Annotated in this window: 15 protein-coding genes; 6 read left to right on the forward strand and 9 right to left on the reverse strand. The window is 64.9% G+C overall.

Features of this window, described 5'->3' with window-relative positions:
- Nucleotides 1-9 precede the first annotated feature (9 nt).
- On the forward strand, nucleotides 10-1599 hold the full coding sequence (locus SD196_RS15545; protein WP_275611593.1) for an ABC-F family ATPase: 1590 nt from the start codon (nucleotides 10-12) through the stop codon (nucleotides 1597-1599).
- Between the two features lie 227 nt (nucleotides 1600-1826).
- On the opposite strand, the gene SD196_RS15550 is transcribed toward SD196_RS15545, so the two are convergent.
- On the reverse strand, nucleotides 1827-2840 hold the full coding sequence (locus SD196_RS15550) for an alpha/beta hydrolase family protein (RefSeq protein ID WP_275611592.1): 1014 nt from the start codon (nucleotides 2838-2840) through the stop codon (nucleotides 1827-1829).
- A 207-nt stretch (nucleotides 2841-3047) separates the two neighbouring features.
- On the reverse strand, nucleotides 3048-3656 hold the full coding sequence (locus SD196_RS15555; RefSeq protein ID WP_275611591.1) for an FMN-dependent NADH-azoreductase: 609 nt from the start codon (nucleotides 3654-3656) through the stop codon (nucleotides 3048-3050).
- A 134-nt stretch (nucleotides 3657-3790) separates the two neighbouring features.
- Here SD196_RS15555 and SD196_RS15560 point away from each other — a divergent pair, with 134 nt between their 5' ends.
- On the forward strand, nucleotides 3791-4696 hold the full coding sequence (locus SD196_RS15560; protein WP_416310387.1) for a LysR substrate-binding domain-containing protein: 906 nt from the start codon (nucleotides 3791-3793) through the stop codon (nucleotides 4694-4696).
- On the opposite strand, the gene SD196_RS15565 is transcribed toward SD196_RS15560, so the two are convergent.
- The gene (locus SD196_RS15565) at nucleotides 4691-5401 is read right to left on the reverse strand and encodes a DUF1294 domain-containing protein (RefSeq protein ID WP_416310388.1); all 711 of its coding nucleotides are present in this window, start codon (nucleotides 5399-5401) and stop codon (nucleotides 4691-4693) included. The genes SD196_RS15560 and SD196_RS15565 overlap by 6 nt on opposite strands.
- Nucleotides 5402-5412: 11 nt before the next feature.
- Nucleotides 5413-6243, reverse strand: a complete 831-nt coding sequence (locus SD196_RS15570) for an undecaprenyl-diphosphate phosphatase (protein WP_275611588.1) — start codon at nucleotides 6241-6243, stop codon at nucleotides 5413-5415.
- A 605-nt stretch (nucleotides 6244-6848) separates the two neighbouring features.
- On the opposite strand from SD196_RS15570, the gene SD196_RS15575 reads away from it, so the two are divergent.
- Nucleotides 6849-7421, forward strand: a complete 573-nt coding sequence (locus tag SD196_RS15575; protein WP_416310389.1) for a hypothetical protein — start codon at nucleotides 6849-6851, stop codon at nucleotides 7419-7421.
- 341 nt (nucleotides 7422-7762) lie between these two features.
- Here the strand turns inward: SD196_RS15575 and SD196_RS15580 are convergent, their stop codons facing one another.
- A complete protein-coding gene (locus SD196_RS15580; protein ID WP_275611586.1) occupies nucleotides 7763-9097 on the reverse strand; it encodes a sigma-54 dependent transcriptional regulator in 1335 nt (444 codons plus the stop codon).
- Nucleotides 9098-9228: 131 nt separating this feature from the next.
- Entirely contained in the window at nucleotides 9229-10719 is a 1491-nt protein-coding gene (locus tag SD196_RS15585) for a RimK family protein (RefSeq protein WP_370601517.1), read from the reverse strand.
- A 152-nt stretch (nucleotides 10720-10871) separates the two neighbouring features.
- Here SD196_RS15585 and SD196_RS15590 point away from each other — a divergent pair, with 152 nt between their 5' ends.
- A complete protein-coding gene (locus tag SD196_RS15590) occupies nucleotides 10872-11966 on the forward strand; it encodes a GNAT family N-acetyltransferase/peptidase C39 family protein (RefSeq protein ID WP_331319537.1) in 1095 nt (364 codons plus the stop codon).
- 249 nt (nucleotides 11967-12215) lie between these two features.
- On the opposite strand, the gene SD196_RS15595 is transcribed toward SD196_RS15590, so the two are convergent.
- Together SD196_RS15595 and SD196_RS15600 are read right to left on the reverse strand one after the other, a co-directional pair.
- Nucleotides 12216-12650, reverse strand: coding sequence for a carboxymuconolactone decarboxylase family protein (locus SD196_RS15595; RefSeq protein WP_371228188.1), 435 nt, complete (start codon nucleotides 12648-12650; stop codon nucleotides 12216-12218).
- Nucleotides 12651-12898: 248 nt separating this feature from the next.
- Nucleotides 12899-13336, reverse strand: coding sequence for an Lrp/AsnC family transcriptional regulator (locus SD196_RS15600; RefSeq protein WP_275611582.1), 438 nt, complete (start codon nucleotides 13334-13336; stop codon nucleotides 12899-12901).
- A 215-nt stretch (nucleotides 13337-13551) separates the two neighbouring features.
- Between SD196_RS15600 and SD196_RS15605 the strand changes: the two genes are divergently transcribed.
- Nucleotides 13552-15234, forward strand: a complete 1683-nt coding sequence (locus tag SD196_RS15605) for a flavin monoamine oxidase family protein (RefSeq protein ID WP_275611581.1) — start codon at nucleotides 13552-13554, stop codon at nucleotides 15232-15234.
- A gap of 92 nt (nucleotides 15235-15326) precedes the next feature.
- The gene (locus tag SD196_RS15610) at nucleotides 15327-16115 is read left to right on the forward strand and encodes a carbon-nitrogen hydrolase family protein (RefSeq protein WP_275611580.1); all 789 of its coding nucleotides are present in this window, start codon (nucleotides 15327-15329) and stop codon (nucleotides 16113-16115) included.
- A 469-nt stretch (nucleotides 16116-16584) separates the two neighbouring features.
- Here the strand turns inward: SD196_RS15610 and fusA are convergent, their stop codons facing one another.
- Nucleotides 16585-18693, reverse strand: coding sequence for an elongation factor G (gene fusA, locus SD196_RS15615; protein ID WP_275611579.1), 2109 nt, complete (start codon nucleotides 18691-18693; stop codon nucleotides 16585-16587).
- Nucleotides 18694-18760 lie beyond the last annotated feature (67 nt).

Here is an 18760-nt window from a genome sequence, read left to right on the forward strand (position 1 = left end):
GTTACCCAGTTGATTTCCACTGCGAACATCACCATGCAGTTCGGCGCCAAGCCGCTGTTCGAAAACGTTTCCGTCAAATTCGGCAACGGCAACCGCTACGGCCTGATCGGCGCCAACGGTTGCGGCAAGTCGACCTTCATGAAGATCCTCGGCGGCGAGCTGGAGCCCTCCAGCGGCCAGGTGATGCTGGAAAACGGCGTGCGCCTGGGCAAGCTGCGCCAGGACCAGTTCGCCTATGAAGAATTCAGCGTGATCGACACCGTGATCATGGGTCACGAGGAGCTGTGGCAGGTCAAGGCCGAGCGCGATCGCATCTACTCCCTGCCGGAGATGAGCGAGGAAGACGGCATGGCCGTGGCCGAACTGGAAGTCCAGTTCGCCGAGTTCGACGGCTACACCGCCGAATCCCGGGCCGGCGAGCTGCTGCTGGGCCTGGGCATTCCGCTGGAACAGCACTTCGGCCCGATGAGCGCCGTGGCTCCGGGCTGGAAGCTGCGCGTGCTGCTGGCTCAGGCTCTGTTCTCCGATCCGGACCTGCTGCTCCTCGACGAACCGACCAACCACCTGGACATCAACACCATCCGCTGGCTGGAAAACATCATCACGGCGCGTAACAGCACCATGATCATCATTTCCCACGACCGTCACTTCCTGAACAGCGTCTGCACCCACATGGCGGACCTGGACTATGGCGAACTGCGCCTGTTCCCGGGAAACTACGACGAGTACATGACCGCCGCCGAACAGGCCCGCGAGCGTCTGCTGTCGGACAACGCCAAGAAGAAGGCCCAGATCGCCGAGCTGCAGACCTTCGTCAGCCGCTTCTCGGCCAACGCCTCCAAGGCCAAGCAGGCCACCAGCCGCGCGCGCCAGATCGACAAGATCCAGCTGGAAGAGGTCAAGCCGTCCAGCCGCGTCAGCCCGTTCATCCGCTTCGAGCAGTACAAGAAGCTGCACCGCCAGGCGGTGACCCTGGAGAAAGTCAGCCAGGGCTTCGACGGCGTGGCGCTGTTCAAGAACCTGAGCATGCAGGTGGAAGCCGGCGAGCGCATCGCCATCATCGGCCCGAACGGCATCGGCAAGACCACCCTGCTGCGCACCCTGGTCGGCGAAATGGCGCCCACCGCCGGTGAGGTGAAGTGGACCGACAGTGCCGACGTGGGCTACTTCGCCCAGGACCACGCCGAGGACTTCGAGGACGACTACAACCTGTTCGACTGGATGGCCCAGTGGACCCAGGGCGGCGAGCAGTTGGTGCGCGGCACCCTCGGCCGCATGCTGTTCTCCAACGACGACATCAAGAAGTCGGTGAAGGTCATCTCCGGTGGCGAACAGGGCCGCATGCTGTTCGGCAAGCTGATCCTGAAGAAGCCCAACGTGCTGGTGATGGACGAACCGACCAACCACCTGGACATGGAATCCATCGAGGCGCTCAACCTGGCGCTGGAGAACTACCCGGGTACCCTGATCTTCGTCAGCCATGACCGCGAGTTCGTGTCCTCCCTGGCCACCCGCATCATCGAGCTGTCGGAAAACGGCGTGACCGACTTCAGCGGCACCTACGACGACTACCTGCGCAGCCAGGGCGTGATCGTCTGACGTTTCGCCATCGATGAAAAAGCCCCGCCGATGCGGGGCTTTTTTCTGCGCGCCGTTCGTAGGGCGTACAACCGTTCGCGGTTGTACGCCGACACACTCATGTCCTCGCCGGCGCGGTGGTCAGGATTGGCCGATTAGCCAGACCGGCCCCGAGCGGGCTACGGCCAAGGTCAATCGGCATATAACGCGGAGCGTTATACGCCCTACGCTGCCGGACAGAATCGTTCTCACCGCCCCGAAGTCTGCATCGTCGCGCTGCCCAGACTCACGTCGAAGAACTCCGCCGCCGACGCCGCGAGGTCGCGGTGGATGGCCTTGCGGTCCAGCCCCTGGTTGTCGGTGCACAGGTCCGGCGTTGCCTCCAGTTCCTCCTCGGAACAGGGCGACATGAACACGAAGTGCCCCGCCCCATCGAGCACCCGCAGGTCCGGCTGCTGCGGCAGCTTGCGCGCCAGGGCGCCGGCGTTCTTCTTCCAGTCGAGGATATGGTCCTGGTTGCCGGTGTAGAGCAGCACCGGCACCTGTACGTCCTCCAGCTCGCGGGCGCCGTACATCAGGCTCAGCGGCGCCAGCAGCAGCAAGGCGCCGACGCGGGGGTCGGCCATCGGCGCCAAGTCGCTGCGGTCGGCGCGCAGCTTGCCCTTGTCGCTGCAGGCGTCGGCGTCATTCGGGTATTTCTCGCAGTACTTGATCAGGCGGTCCAGGCGCGGTTGCGCGCCCGCGAGGATCAGCGCCGTCTCGCCGCCAGCGGAGTAGCCGATCACGCCGATCTTGCGCGGATCGACGACGCCCGCCACCTCGGGATCGAGCAGCGCGGCGCTGATGGTTTCCGAGACCTGCAAGGGTCGGCCATAGAGATTGCTCAAGGCGCCCAGACGGCTGTGGTCATGCAGGTTGTCGCCAGGGTGCAACAGCGCCACCACGACGAAGCCTTTGCGCACCAGCGCCTCGATCAGGTCACGGTGCGCCAGCGGCGTGCCGTAGTTGCCGTGGGACATCACCAGCAGCGGGAAGTGGCCGTTGGCGGTCTTGCCTTCGTAGGCGACATCGAGGATGAAGTTTCCCAGGTGCAGCGGCCGCTCCGGAGCGCGCGTCGGGTAGAAGGCGATGGCCTTCATCGGCGCCAGGTCCAGCGGGTCGCTCACCTGCAGACGGTGAAAGCCCACGTTCCAGCCCGAGACCGCCCAGGCCCCGCTACTGAAGGTAACGAGCAACAGAATCCACAACAGACGCCTCGCCATGGTGCAGTCCACCCCGATGCGCATCCAGCTCAGGCGCCACGGAGCTCCACCGCACAGGTTGCGGGGCTTCGGACGCCGCCTGGGAGATTCCTTGCATACTACGCGCCAGCCCGGAACTGCCTGGATCGCCAGATGAGTGGTCTCTCTCTCAAACGCCGGAAATGAAAAAGCCCCGCTATGCGGGGCTTTTCCTGGTGCGTCAACCGATCAGGCGGCGGCGAACTGGCTGGCGATGCTTGCCTGGGCGCCGGCGATGGCGTTGCGGCGAGGCTCGTCACCGTAGGCCAGGCCTTCGGCGCGCACCACTTCGATGTCGGTGATGCCGAGGAAATTCAGCACCAGCTGCAGGTAGTTCTCGTGGGCGACACCGGTCGGCTGGCCGGCGTGGATGCCACCGGCGGTGGAAACGATGATCACCTTCTTGCCACCGGCCAGGCCGACCGGGCCGCTTTCGGTGTAGCGGAAGGTCTTGCCGGCGACGGCGATGCGGTCGATCCACGCCTTCAGCTGGCTGGGCACGGAGAAGTTGTACATCGGCGCGCCGATGACGATGGCGTCGGCGGCCAGGAACTCTTCGATGCTGGTTTCGCCCAGGGCGGCTTCATGCTTCTGCGCGGCGTCGCGCATTTCAGCCGGGGTGCCGGCGGCGACCAGGCTGGCGGCAGACAGGTGGCTGATGGCGTCGGCGGCCAGGTCGCGGTAGGTGACTTCAACGCCCGGCTCGGCGGCAACCCAGGCGGCTACGAGTTCGGCACTGAGCTGACGGGAAGCGGAGTTGTCGCCAAGGATGCTGGAATCGATGTGCAGAAGTTTCATGTGTGAGCTCTCCAAACGGGTTAGCCAGGTGGCTGGCGGGAGTAATTCGTCGTTGGAAGCAAGACTACGCATGTAGCCAATCATCGATAAGTCGGCAAAAATGCGATGATTCGTCTCACCAGTAGGACAATCCCATGCAGGACCTCAATGACCTCTTCTATTTCGCCAAGGTGGTGGAGTGCGGGGGGTTCGCCGCCGCCGGCCGCCTGCTGGGGCTGCCCAAGTCGCGCCTGTCGCGGCGCGTGGCGGAACTGGAGGCGCGCCTGAACGTGCGCCTGCTGCAACGCACCACGCGCAAGCTGGCGCTCACCGACCTCGGCGAGCGCTACTACCGGCACTGCCAGGCCATGCTGGTGGAGGCGGAAATGGCCGATGAAGTGGCCGCCCAGCTCAGCGCCGAGCCGCGCGGTCGGGTCAAGCTGTCCTGCCCGGTCGCGATGGCGGAAACCTCGCTCAACGAGATGCTGCCCGGATTCCTGGCGGCCTATCCGCAGGTGAACCTGGAGTTGCTGCTGACCAACCGCCGCGTCGACCTGCTCAATGAAGGCGTGGACGTGGCCCTGCGCGTCCGCGCGCCGGGCGATGAAGACCTGTCCCTGGTGTCCCGCCGCCTGCGCCGGGCGAAGGCGGTGCTGGTGGCGGCGCCCGCGCTCCTGCAGGGACGGCAACTGACCCACCCGCAGGACCTGGCCAGCCTGCCCGTCCTCGGCGCGATCGAGAACGACCGCAAGGTGCACATGAAACTGATCGGGCCGCAGGGGGAAGTCTGCGAGCTGGCGATGGAAGCTCGCCTGGCGGCGGAAGACTTCAACCTGCGCAAGAATGTCGCCCTGGCCGGGCTGGGTGTGACCGTGCTGCCGAACTACTACTGCATCGAAGAACTGGCGGATGGCCGCCTGGTACGCGTGCTGCCGGAATGGCACGAGCCGGAAGCCAACCTGCAGGCGGTCTATCCGCACCGACGCGGCGTTCTACCGGCGGTGCGGGCGTTGCTGGACTATCTGGCGGAAGAGTTCTCGAAGGACGACTCGCCGTTATGAAGCGCCCTGCCCCAGCCCCATCAGCACACCGACCCAACCCAGCAGGCGCCCGCCACTGAGCCAGTCGATCCAGAACAGCTGGTGCACCACGACGATCGCCCAGAACACCAGCTGGAACGACAGCTTGCGGGTCTTGTGGCGGAACAGCTGCTGGGCGAGCAAAGCGCCCGGCCAGCCGCCCAGCAGCTCCAGCAGGTGCAGGCTCTGCTCGGGGGTGCGCCACGCGTCCCGCTCGGCGCTGCGCTTGTCCCGCCAGTAGGCGAAGAACGCCAGCACGCTGAACAGCGGGTAGAGCAGCAGGAACCAGGCGAAATAGCCGTCCTTCAGCCATACCACGGCGCCCGTGACCGGCAGCGCCAGCAGCACCGCCAACAGCAGCAGGACGCGGCCGATGGAGCGCCGCGGCGGCGTCGGGAAAGCCACTTCCCGCCCGTTGCGGGCCCGCTCGCGGGTCGCCGGCGCTCCCGGCTTGCGGCGGATATCGGGCATGTCGATGGCCAGGCCGGCCAGGCGCGCGTGCTCCGCCCGCGGCCGGCCCTGCTTGTCGCTGCCCGCGACGTAGCACACCTGATCACCACTCTGCGGACGGCGATCGCCGCGAAATGCCGAAATGTGCAGGAAGAGTTCTTCGCCACCGGATTGCGGACGAATGAAGCCGAAGCCCTTGTCGTCGTCCCAGCGGCTGATGGTTCCGTTTCTTTCCATTGCCCTCAGACTCAAGGTTTGACGCTGCTCCAGTCGATCAGGCCGAATTGCCAGGTCGCCAGGATCAGCAGGCCGAAGGCGATACGGTACCAGGCGAACGCCGCGTAGCTATGGTTTGCGATGAATTTCAGCAGGCCGCGCACGGCGATCATGGCGAAGATGAAGGAAGTCACGAAGCCGATGGCAAATACCGGCAGGTCATCGTGTTGGAACAGATGGCGGTACTTGTACCCCGAGTAGACCGCCGCACCGACCATGGTCGGCATCGCCAGGAAGAAGGAAAACTCGGTAGCCGCCTTGCGCGACAGCCCGAACAGCAGGCCGCCAATGATGGTCGCTCCCGACCGCGAGGTACCGGGCACCAGCGCCAGGCACTGGGCGCAGCCGACCTTGAGGGCGTCCTTCCAGGTCATGTCGTCCACGCTTTCGGCACGGATCACATGCTGCCGATTCTCGGCCCAGAGCATGATCACGCCGCCCACCACCAGGGCCACGGCCACGGTGATCGGGTTGAACAGGTAATGATGGATGTAGTCGGCGAAGGCCACGCCCAGCACCACGGCCGGGAAGAAGGCGATCAGCAGGTTGACGGTGAAACGCTGGGCCCGCGCCTGGGTTGGCAGGCCAACAACGATGTCGAGGATCTTGCGGCGGAACTCCCAGACCACCGCCAGGATGGCCGCCAGCTGAATGATGATGTTGAAGGCCTCGGCACGCTCGCCGCCAAAGCCGATGATGTCCGCCACGATGATCTGGTGGCCGGTACTGGAGATTGGCAGGAACTCCGTCAGCCCCTCGACCACCCCGAGAACGAATGCCTGGAAGGCACTCCACAAATCCATACTGCTTCCCCCGCGCGGCTCGATGGCTCGCTTTTTAATGATGTGCTCCGACTGGGTCGGCCCACGAAGTCAGGACACGGACCTCGACAAGGCGTCGGCATGCTAATGCATTGCCTGCCGCTTGCTGCGGATTTAACGAAAAATTCTCATCCAGCCAGCAGCCCCAGCCCGGCCAACTATCGCCCGCGTGAAGCAGACCACCCGAGGCGGCGTGCGTTCGCCGGTCTGCGAAAAATGTCTGATCCAGGGCGATGCCATTCCGCAGCCGCTCTGGCAAGCCGATGGCCAGGTCTGACTGTAAAGCCAGTGCAACAGGTCACCCCCGCGCAACACCCGGCGAACCGGGAAAGGCCAGCCTCGGCACGACATTGTGTTTCAGCCACGATACACAGGCTGATTCATCCATGATCCAGGCCCGATTCCAGAGCCCTCGCCGGGATTTCCCTCCGATGCCGGTGTAATGACGGCGCAACAGTTGCTTCACCGCTGTCCCGACTGAAATCTCCAAGTCACTGATTCTGCAAGGCAACTCAATTTCGGCACAGCAACTGCTTCACAGCTGTATCGCTGAGCGAGGATCAGCGCTTCACGCAGGAGTCACTGGCATGTCGGGGAGTATTGCAAGGACAGTCACCGCCGGCTCGTCATGGTTCGCAGTCTTTTGCGCCGCGCTTGCTCTGCTGCCATCGGACGCGACTCAGGACGGCAGCCCCAGCCACGCTCATGGCGATCTGATCAGCCATCCCGGCGTCATGCGGGTTGCTGATGACGATGACCGACAGGCCCGCAACGCGCAGGACAGTGTGCCTCCGGCCACTTCTATCCGGACACTGGAAAACGCCCACAGCCGCACCACCGACACCTTCCGCACCATCCTGATCGCGAACTGCGATCACCCACAGAAAAACAACAGAGCGGCAGCCGTTCCCTACGGTCAGCACGCCAACCCCGCTGGCAGCGCAACGCAGCCCAGCACTGGCAACATCGCCGTCGACAACGCCATCATCCAGACCGGACTTGCATCAGCCGGCATGACCTTCGCTGCTGACGGCGGCTACTGGGGTATCACCCAGCACATGGCGATACCTATCCCATTACCTGGGGCGGCCCGCGCCGCCCCGGGGGCAACGACGCCGGCCATGCGGAGCGCCAGGCCCAGTACACTCCGGGCCATCTGACCGGCTCCGACACCGACAACGCAAGCGTCTACCTGGCAGCCCGTGGCGGCTCCCCGCACAACCACCCGCTGCCATCGACGCCGGCTGCCCAGCCAGCGTATACGCCGGCACGTCATCCTGTGCAAAACACGAAGGCCCCGATTGCGGGGCCTTCGTCTATTCCTGCAGGGGATATTCCGATCCACGTCCAGAGCGCCATCCCTGCACACTCCTGCAGGACCGAGGTGGCGCCCAGTCCTCGCTCGCGAACGGGCTGGCAGGGTGCGAGATTGTTCGCGAGCAAGCTCGCTCCTACGAAGAGCCGTACCGCCTGGCGAACCAGGGCGTGGGCTTGTGGCGCCCTAGCGCAGCTGATGCTTGTGCAGCAGCCGATAGAAAGTCGGCCGGGAGATGCCCAGCATCCGCGCCGCCACGCTGAGGTTGTCACCGTGCCGCGCCAGGGCATCGCACATCGCCTGGCGCTCGGCGCCGAGCTTGTACTCTTCCAGGGTCACCAGCGGCTGGTACGTGGGCTTGCCCTTCTGGCGTTCCAGGCCCAGATCGCGCGCCTCGATCTGCCGGCCCTCGGCCAGCACCAGGCCTCGGCGCACCCGGTTGGCCAGTTCGCGCACGTTGCCGGGCCAGTTGTGCTCCGCCATCGCCGCCAGGGCATCATCGGAAAAACGCCGTGGCCGGCGACCGGTCTCGACGCTGTACAGGTGGGCGAAGTGATTGGCCAGCAGCGCCATGTCGCCATTGCGGTCGCGCAGCGGCGAGGTCGAGACCTGCAGGACGTTGAGGCGGTAGTACAGGTCCTCGCGGAAGGTTCCGGCACGGATCGCCGCCTCCAGGTCGATGTGGGTCGCCGCCAGGACCCGCACGTCGACATCGATCGGCTGACTGCCGCCGACCCGCTCGAACTGCTTCTCCTGCAGCACCCGCAACAGATTGGCCTGCAACTCCAGTGGCAGGTCGCCCACCTCATCGAGGAACAGCGTGCCGCCGTTGGCCTGTTCGAAGCGGCCGATCTTGCGCTGGTGCGCGCCGGTGAAGGCGCCCTTCTCGTGGCCGAACAGTTCCGACTGGATCAGGTTCTCCGGAATCGAGCCGCAATTGATCGCCACGAACGGCCGTGCCGCGCGCCGCGACAAGCGGTGCAGGGTGCGCGCCACCAGCTCCTTGCCGGTGCCGCTCTCGCCACGGATCAGCACGGGGGATTCGGTCGGCGCGAACTTCGCCAGCAGCTTGCGCAACTCGCGCACCTCGCGGCTTTCGCCGAGCAACTCGTGCTGCCCTTCGTCGCTGTGCAGGCCGCCGCGCCCGCGCAGGCGCGCCATGCCGAAGGCGCGGCCCAGGGTAACCTGCACCCGCGCCACGTCGAATGGCAGGGTATGGAAGTCGAAGAACCACTCGCTGACGAAATCGCCGACCTCATGGATCGGCAAGATGTCCGGACTGAGCACCGCAATCCACTCGGTGCCGCTGCGACTGATCAGCTCCTTGATCGATTCGGGGCGATCCAGGTGCTCGGGCTGCAGACGCAGCAAGCCGACGTCGCAGCTATGCTCGCCGGCCGAATCCAGCTCGCAGCTGTCCACCTCCCATCCCGCTGCCCGGAGCCCGGGCAACAGCCGCCGACAGTCATCGCAAGGATCGACTACCAGCAGGCGTCGAAGACTCGATGCCGCCTCAAGCATGCTCCCTTCCTTGGCGCCATTTTTTTGAAAAACTTTAAAAAACAGTCGTTTGGCGCTCTAAATTGTAAAGCTAGCAATATCTTGACGGCGTCTATCGACCGTTTTCCTATAAGGTCAATGCCGAATCGGTCTCACCAGCCGCGTCCGCGGCGCTTGACCTCCAACCGGCGGATGAACTCCTCGAGCACCAGCTTGTAGAGGTCGTCGCCCAGGTACACATCCTCCACCCCGCAGTCGATATTCGGGTTGTCGTTCACTTCGATCACCACCACGCGATCACCGGACTGCTTGAGGTCCACCCCGTACAGCCCATCGCCGATCAGGTTGGCGGTCTTCACCGCCAGCTCCACGACCTTGCGCGGTGCCTCATGGACCGCCATGGTGCGGAAATCGCCGCTGAGCTCCTCGGCATCGGGGCTGTGGTCGTAGATCTGCCAGTGGCCCTTGGACATGAAGTACTGGCAGGCGAAGATCGGCTTCTGGTTGAGCACGCCGATGCGCCAGTCATATTCGGTATAGAAGAACTCCTGGGCCAGCAGCAGCACCGAGCGCTCGAACAGCTCGGCGCTGGCCTTGAGCAGCTCCTGCCGGTCGCTTACCTTGATCACCCCGCGGGAGAAGCTGCCGTCGGGAATCTTCAGCACCAGCGGGAAGCCCAGGCGTTCGCCGACCTTTTCCAGCTCCTGCGGGTTGTCCTTGTAGAGAATCTCGGTGGCCGGCATGCCCAGCTTGTGGCTCCGCAGCAGGTCCGCCAGGTAGACCTTGTTGGTGCAACGCAGGATCGACACCGGGTCGTCCATCACCACCATGCCCTCGCTCTCGGCCTTCTTCGCGAAGCGATAGGTGTGGTCGCTGACGCTGGTGGTCTCGCGGATCAGCAGCGCGTCGTACTCGGCCAGCCGCGAGTAGTCCCTCCTCTCGATCAGCTCGACGTCTATGCCCAGGCTGCGGCCGACGCGGATGAAGTTCTTCAGCGCCTTGGCATCCGACGGCGGGAAGGCCTCCTCCGGGTCGTGGAGAATCGCCAGGTCATAACGGTACTGCTTGCGCGAGCGCGGCTTGCGCCAGATCTGCCGGCTGAAGCTGTCCAGCGCATTGGCGAACAGGTCTTCCTGGTCCTCGCGCAGCTTGTGGATGTTGCCCGGCTTCACCCCTTCGATGTGCCAACCGCGGCTCTTGCGGAACTCCACCAGCAGCAGCGGACAGGGAAAGGCCTCGAACAGCTGGCGCGCCAGGTCCTGCAACGGCTCCATGTCGGTGCGGCCGAAGTACAGGGTCAGGGTGAAGCCGTCTGTGTTGCCGTAGGGATGGTCCGCCAGCGCCTTGTCGAGGGTCTTCTCCAGATCCTCCAGGGCCAGGCTGTAGAGGGATTTCTTCGCCAGCTCGCTGATGCTGCGCACCGACGGAATCACCCTGTGCCCGCGCGCCTCGGCCAGCAGCGAGCAGTAATAGCCGTGGCCCAGGTATTTGTAGTTGCGGCACAGGTTGATCACCTGCACACGCTTGCCGCTGTCGTCATCGATGGGCATCTCCAGGTACTCCTGGGCGCTGACCACATCTTCACTGGGGTAGTAGGACGACCAGTCTTCCTTGCGTTCGACGATGATGAACAGCTTGCTCACGACACCTCCAGGGCACTCGGGATAGCGCTTGCCGCGCATAGAGCCAGGGACAATACTCCGCTGAACGCTGCTTCGACCGCGGGGCCGGGCGGTACGTTCGCGCCCGTCACCCAACCAACGTGCTCCTTACAGGTTAACGAATCCTTACCGGTATGAACCTGCAACTTCGCGCCGCCACCGCCGACGACCTGACCGCCCTGGTCGAGCTGGAAAACCGCTGCTTCGAGTACGACCGCCTGTCCCGGCGCAACTTCCAGTGGATGATCAGCCGCGCCCACGCCTCACTGGTCGTCGCCGAGGCCGACCGCAACCTGCTGGGCTATGTGCTGGTGCTGTTCCACCAGGGCACCTCGCTGGCCCGTCTGTACTCCATCGCCCTCGACGAGCGCGCCCGCGGCATCGGCCTGGGACAGAAGCTGCTGGACCGCGCCGAGGCGGAGGCGCTCGAACACGACTGCGCCTACATGCGCCTGGAAGTCCGCCCGGACAATCGCGGCGCCATCATCCTCTACCAGCGCAACGGCTATCGTCCCTTCGCCACGGTGCGCGACTACTACGAAGACCATAGCGAAGCGCTGCGCTTCGAGAAACGCATCCGCCAGATCAGCGGCCAGGCGCCACGGCACGTGCCCTTCTACCACCAGACCACCGAGTTCACCTGCGGCCCCTCCTGCCTGCTGATGGCCATGGGCGCGCTGGAGCCCGAACGGGTGCTGGAGCGCCGCGAAGAACTGCGCCTGTGGCGCGAAGCCACCACCATCTACATGACCGCCGGCCACGGCGGCTGCAGCCCGCAGGGTCTGGCCCTGGCCGCCTGGCGCCGGGGCTTCCGCGTGCAGCTGCAACTGTCGGAGGACGGACCGCTGTTCCTCGACGGCGTACGCAGCGAGGAGAAACGCGCGGTGATGCGCCTGGTGCATGAGGACTTCGCCCACGAACTGGCGCAGAGCGACGTGGAGCAACTGCTGGTCAATCAGCTCGACATCGGCAGCGCGCTGGAGGCCGGCGGCCAGCCACTGGTGCTGATCAGCAGCTACCGCCTGACCCGCTCCAAGGCGCCGCATTGGGTGGTGGTCACCGACTGCGACGAGGACTTCGTCTACCTGCACGACCCCGACGTCGACCACAGCAAGCACCGCCAGCCGCTGGACTGCCAGCACATCCCGGTGAGCCACGGGGAGTTCGAGCAGATGAGCCGGTTTGGCCGCAGCAAGTTGCGGGCGGCGGTAGTGCTCTACAAGCGCTAAGGCGTTTGCCTTTGTAGGAGCGGACTTCGTCCGCGATCATACCCCGTGCCGTACGGTTCGCGAGCAAGCTCGCTCCTACGAAGAGCGCGCCGCAGTCTCCCTTGTAGGAGCGAGCTTGCTCGCGAACGAACCTTTGCTGCGAGGCTGATCGCGGACGAAGTCCGCTCCTACGAAACCGTCGTTTCGTGCGAGCCGGCCCCGCAAATACGAAAAAGGCGCCCGCAGGCGCCCTCTTCCATTGGCCCTGGCTCAGGGCACCAGTGCCATCCCCACGCCAAAGCGGTTCCATGCATTGATGGTGGCGATCGCCAGCGTCAGATTGACGATCTCGGCCTCGCCGAAATGCTCGCGCAGGGCTTCGAACTGATCCTGGGGCGCATGCTTCTCGGCCAGCAGCGTCAGGCTTTCCGTCCAGGCCAGCGCGGCGCGCTCGCGTTCGGTGAAGAAGCGGGTTTCCCGCCAGGCGCTCAGGGTCTGCAGGCGCGCCTCGGTTTCGCCGGCCTTGCGCGCGTCGTTGGCGTGCATGTTCATGCAGTAGGCGCAGCCATTGAGCTGCGAGGCGCGCAGGCGCACCAGTTCCAGCAGCGGGAGCTCCAGGCCGGATTTCTCCAGGGCCTGCTCCAGGCCGAGCATGGCCTTGTAGGCATCGGGGGACTTCTTGGGCCAATCGATACGTGCACTCATGATCTTCTCCAGTGGGTCCGCGAGTTGCGGGAATGGCGATACGTTACCGCCACAGGTCGGCGCTTCGAATAGCCAATTTCCGCCAATACCGGCAGACCAATGGGGCCAATCGGCCTGGGTTTCCGGACTGGGCACCTGTCGCCGGGCGCTTCGAATTCAACCGATGCGCCGACGGATGATCATGGCGGAACGGCGTACAACCGCGAACGGTCGTACGCCCTGCGCGGACGCTGGTGGCGGGGCCAGGCTCAGCGATCGATCCGCGTCGACAGGATGATCGACGACATGGTCCGCTCCACCCCGTCCAGCGCGCCGATGCGGTCCAGCACCGCATCCAGATCGCGGATCGACTGCGCCTCGACGATCACGATCATGTCGAAGTTGCCGCTCACCGAATGCAGGGTCTTCACCTCGGCGATCTTGTCCAGCGCCTGCACCACCTGGTGCGACAGCTTCGGCAGCGCCGTCACCAGCACATGAGCGCGCACCAGCGACTGCGCATAGCTGTCCGACACCTTGATCGAATAGCCACTGATGATGCCCTGCTGCTCCAGCCGCTCGATCCGGCTCTGCACCGTGGAGCGCGATACGCCCAGCTTGCGCGCCAGCTCGGAAATCGACTCGCGGGCATTGGCGCGCAGCAGGCTGAGCAGCATGGCGTCAGCGTTTTTCGTTATTTTGTTCATTTAGTCAATCAATCTGCCTGAAAGGTCTTGAGCATTCTGCAGATTTACGGATTCATTTCAACGGCCGCCTTTGTAATAGTGAGCGCCAAGGCGAGCCCTCACAGCTCGCCATTTCTTTGCCCGCGCGCCATCCATCGACTGGCCTCTGCGGGCCGCGAAAAGCCTTGCCAAGCTGGTTGATGAAAACCGGCATGCCGAACAAACGGGAGCCTCCAATGCACAAGAACCGCCATCCCCACACCCCCGGCAAGAAACCGGTGACCATCTTCGGTCCGGACTTCCCCTTCGCCTTCGACGACTGGATCGAGCACCCTGCGGGCCTGGGCAGCATTCCTGCCGACAAGCACGGCCAGGAAGTGGCCATCGTCGGCGCCGGCATCTCCGGCCTGGTGGCGGCCTATGAGCTGATGAAGATGGGCCTCAAGCCCGTGGTCTACGAGGCCTCGAAGATGGGCGGCCGCCTTCGTTCGGAGAGCTTCGAAGGCGCCGACGGCATCATCGCCGAGTTGGGCGGCATGCGCTTCCCGGTGTCCAGCACGGCCTTCTACCACTACGTCGACAAGCTCGGCCTGGAAACCAAACCCTTCCCCAACCCGCTGACGCCCGCCTCCGGCAGCACCGTGGTCGACCTGGAAGGCACCAGCCACTACGCCGAGAAGATCGACGACCTGCCGGAAATCTTCCGCGAAGTCGCCCAGGCCTGGGCCGACGCCCTGGAAGACGGCGCACGCTTCTCCGAGATCCAGGACGCCATCCGCGAACGCGACACCGTCAAGCTCAAGGCCCTGTGGGACGAGCTGGTACCGAAGTGGGACGACCGCACCTTCTACGACTTTGTCGCCACCTCCAAGGCCTTCTCCCGCCTCTCCTACCGCCACCGCGAGATCTTCGGCCAGGTCGGCTTCGGCACCGGCGGCTGGGACTCGGACTTCCCCAACTCCATGCTGGAAATCTTCCGCGTGGTGATGACCAACTGCGACGACCACCAGCACCTGGTCGTCGGCGGCGTCGAGCAGGTGCCGCGCGGCATCTGGAACCATGTGCCGGAGAAATGCGCGCACTGGCCGGCCGGCACCTCCCTCGCCTCGCTGCACAACGGCGCACCGCGCCCGGGCGTGAAGAAGATCGCCCGCGCCGCCGATGGCACCTTCGCCGTCACCGACTACTGGGGCGATACCCGCCACTACGCCGCCGTCCTGGCGACCTGCCAGACCTGGCTGCTGACCACCCAGATCGAATGCGAGGAAGCACTGTTCTCGCAAAAGATGTGGATGGCCCTGGACCGTACCCGCTACATGCAGTCCTCGAAGACCTTCGTGATGGTCGACCGCCCGTTCTGGAAGGACAAGGACCCGGAAACCGGCCGCGACGTGATGAGCATGACCCTCACCGACCGCCTCACCCGTGGCACCTACCTGTTCGACAACGGCGACGACAAGCCGGGTGTGATCTGCCTGTCCTATTCCTGGATGAGCGACGCCATGAAGATGTTGCCGCACCCGGTCGAGAAGCGCGTGCAACTGGCCCTGGATGCACTGAAGAAGGTCTACCCGAAGGTCGACATCGCCAGCCACGTCATCGGCAACCCCATCACCGTCTCCTGGGAAGCCGACCCGCACTTCCTCGGCGCCTTCAAGGGCGCGCTGCCGGGCCACTACCGCTACAACCAGCGCATGTACGCGCACTTCATGCAGGACGACATGCCCGCCGAGCAGCGCGGCATCTTCATCGCCGGTGACGACGTGTCCTGGACCCCGGCCTGGGTGGAAGGCGCGGTGCAAACCTCGCTCAACGCCGTTTGGGGCATCATGAAGCACTTCGGCGGCGCCACTCATCCGGAGAACCCCGGCCCGGGTGATCGCTTCGCCGAGCTCGGCCCGATGGAACTGCCGGACTGATTCCCGCCACTCATTGAACAGCGGCTCGCGCGGGGCCGGGATCGGGTGCACACTGCCTGATCCCGGCCTTGCGCGTTTCGAAGGAGAACTCCATGTATCTCGCCCTCTACCAGTGCCCACCCGGCCCGGACGACGTCGCCGGCAACCTGCGCCGCCTGGAGCAGGCCGCGCAGCAGGCGGTGCAGAATGGCGCGGACCTGCTGGTCCTGCCGGAAATGTTCCTCAGCGGCTACAACATCGGCGCGAAACGCGTCGCCGAACTGGCCGAAGCCAGCGACGGCCCCTCGGCGGCCCGCATCGCCGAAGTCGCCCGCCAGCACAGGATCGGCATTCTCTACGGCTACCCCGAGCGTGACGCAGGCGGTGCCATCTTCAACAGCGTGCAACTGATCGATCGCCAGGGCGAGCGCCGCGCCAACTACCGCAAGACGCACCTCTACGGCGATCTAGACCGCACGCAGTTCAGCGCCTCCGACACGCCGCCGGCGATCTTCGAGCTGGACGGCTGGAAGATCGGCCTGCTGATCTGCTTCGACGTGGAATTCCCCGAGGCCGTGCGCACCCTGGCCCTGGCCGGCGCCGACCTGGTGCTGGTGCCCACCGCCAACATGCGCCCCTATGAATTCGTCGCCCAGGTGCTGGTACCCACCCGCGCCTACGAGAACCAGGTGTTCCTCGCCTACGCCAACTACGTCGGCAACGAAGGCGAGCTGGAATACTGCGGCCTGAGCTGCGTCGTCGCGCCGGATGGCCAGGTCATGGCCCAGGCCAAGCACGGCGAGGAGCTGCTGGTGGCGGAGCTGGACCCGCAACGCATTGCCCTGGCGCGCGAGGGGTACAGCTATGTGCACCTGCGGCGGCCGGTGCTGTATCGCAGCTGAAGAAAAGCCCGGCGCAATGCCGGGCTTTTTTTGTGCGTGATCCGCGCGGACTATGCGTGCTCGCGCAGGAGCGCAGCTCCGATCTGGCTCTGGCTTTAAAGACTTCCAGAGAAACCTCCGCACGCACCGGAACGCCCCTTCAGGAGGCCGAGTGGAATCGGAGTTTCAGGGGTTGAGCGGCATGGATGCCGCGAGAGCCGCGATGGGCCAGGGATGGCCCTTCGCGGCGGGCCCCTGAAACTTCGATGGAGCGAGGGAACCCCGGCGAAGCCGGGGCCGGATGATGGGGCAAGACCTTTGCCCACTTTGGGTCGTTTGCCAAAGTGGGTCGCCCGAGGGGGCGAAACAAAATGTCCCCGAGCACACCTAAGCGGCGCAGAAACACCCAAGGACAAAGTCCGCTCCTACGAGAGCCGCCCCCCACAATGAACAACGGCGCCCTCGGGCGCCGTCGTTCATCCAGCCACGATCACCCATTGGCCTTCTTGATGATCGCCTCGGCAATATTCGCCGGCGCCTCGGCATACTTGGTGAACTCCATCGAGTAACTCGCCCGCCCCTGGGACATGGAGCGCACGTCCGTGGCATACCCGAACATCTCGCCCAGCGGCACCTCGGCGCGGATCACCTTGCCCGCCGGCGTATCCTCCATGCCCTGGATCAGGCCGCGCCGGCGGTTGAGGTCGCCCATCACGTCGCCCATGTAGTCCTCCGGCGTCACCACCTCGACCTTCATCACCGGCTCCAGCAGCACCGCGCCGCCCTTCTGCGAGAGCTGCTTGGTGGCCATGGAGGCGGCGATCTTGAAGGCCATCTCGCTGGAGTCGACGTCGTGGTAGGAACCGTCGAACACCGAGGCCTTCAGGCCGATCAGCGGGTAGCCGGCGAGCACGCCGTTCTGCATCTGTTCCTCGATGCCCTTCTGGATCGCCGGGATGAACTCGCGGGGGATCACGCCGCCCACCACTTCGTTGACGAACTCCAGACCGTCCTTGCCTTCCTCGCCCGGCTCGAAACGAATCCAGCAATGGCCGAACTGGCCGCGACCGCCGGACTGGCGGACGAACTTGCCCTCGATCTCGCACTTCTTGCGGATCGCCTCGCGGTAGGCCACCTGCGGCTTGCCGATGTTGGCCTCGACGTTGAACTCGCGACGCATGCGGTCGACGATGATGTCCAGGTGCAGCTCGCCCATGCCGGAAATGATCGTCTGCCCGGTCTCCTCGTCGGTCTTGACGCGGAACGAGGGGTCCTCCTGGGCCAGCTTGGACAGGGCGATGCCCATCTTCTCCTGGTCGGCCTTGGTCTTGGGCTCCACGGCCACCGAGATCACCGGATCGGGGAAGTCCATACGTTCAAGGATGATCGGCTTGTCGATGGAGCACAGGGTGTCGCCGGTGGTGACGTCCTTCATGCCGATCAGCGCGGCAATGTCGCCGGCGCGCACTTCCTTGATTTCCTCGCGCTGGTTGGCGTGCATCTGCACCATCCGGCCAACGCGTTCCTTCCTGGTCTTCACCGAGTTGAGCACGGCGTCGCCGCTGCTCAGTACACCGGAATAGACGCGGGCGAAGGTCAGGGTACCGACGAAGGGGTCGGTGGCGATCTTGAAGGCCAGCGCGGAGAACGGCTCGCTGTCGTCGGCATGGCGCTCCAGGTGCTTCTCTTCGTCGTCCGGGTCGGTGCCGTTGATCGCGGGAATTTCCGTGGGCGCCGGGAGGTAGTCGATCACCGCGTCGAGCACCAGCGGCACGCCCTTGTTCTTGAACGAGGAGCCCAGCACCGCCGGGACGATCTCGTTGGCCAGGGTGCGCTGGCGCAGTCCGGCCTTGATTTCCTCGATGGAGAGTTCCTCGCCTTCGAGGTACTTGTTCATCAACTCTTCGTTGGCTTCGGCGGCGGCCTCGACCATGTGCGCGCGCCACTCCTCCGCCAGCGCCTGCAGCTCGGCCGGAATCGGCTCCTCGGTGTAACTGGTGCCCTGGTCGGCCTCGTTCCAGACGATGGCCTTCATCTTCACCAGGTCGATCTGCCCGGCGAAATTCTCTTCCGCGCCGACGGCCAGCTGGATCGGTACCGGGGTGTGGCCCAGGCGCTGCTTGATCTGCGCGACAACGCGCAGAAAGTCGGCACCCTGGCGGTCCATCTTGTTGACGTAGGCCAGACGCGGCACGTGGTATTTGTTGGCCTGGCGCCAGACGGTTTCGGACTGCGGCTCGACGCCATCGGCGCCGCTGAATACCACCACGGCGCCGTCGAGCACGCGCAGGGAGCGCTCCACCTCGATGGTGAAGTCAACGTGGCCGGGAGTATCGATGATGTTGAAACGGTACTTGTGGTCGTACTGCTTGGTGGAGCCCTGCCAGAAGGCCGTGGTCGCCGCCGAGGTGATGGTGATGCCGCGCTCCTGCTCCTGCACCATCCAGTCCATGGTCGCCGCGCCGTCGTGTACCTCACCCATCTTGTGGTTCACCCCGGTGTAAAACAGGATGCGCTCGGTGGTGGTGGTCTTGCCGGCGTCGACGTGGGCGACGATGCCGATATTGCGGTAAAGCTCGATGGGCGTGGTGCGAGCCATGGCGTGCTCCGTATCTGCTGGTTGACTGCCGGGCCTGCAGCTGCGGGTCCGTTGCCTGCGCGGGGAC

The sequence above is a fragment of the Pseudomonas macauensis genome (assembly GCF_047902425.1).
Taxonomy (GTDB): Bacteria; Pseudomonadota; Gammaproteobacteria; order Pseudomonadales; family Pseudomonadaceae; genus Pseudomonas.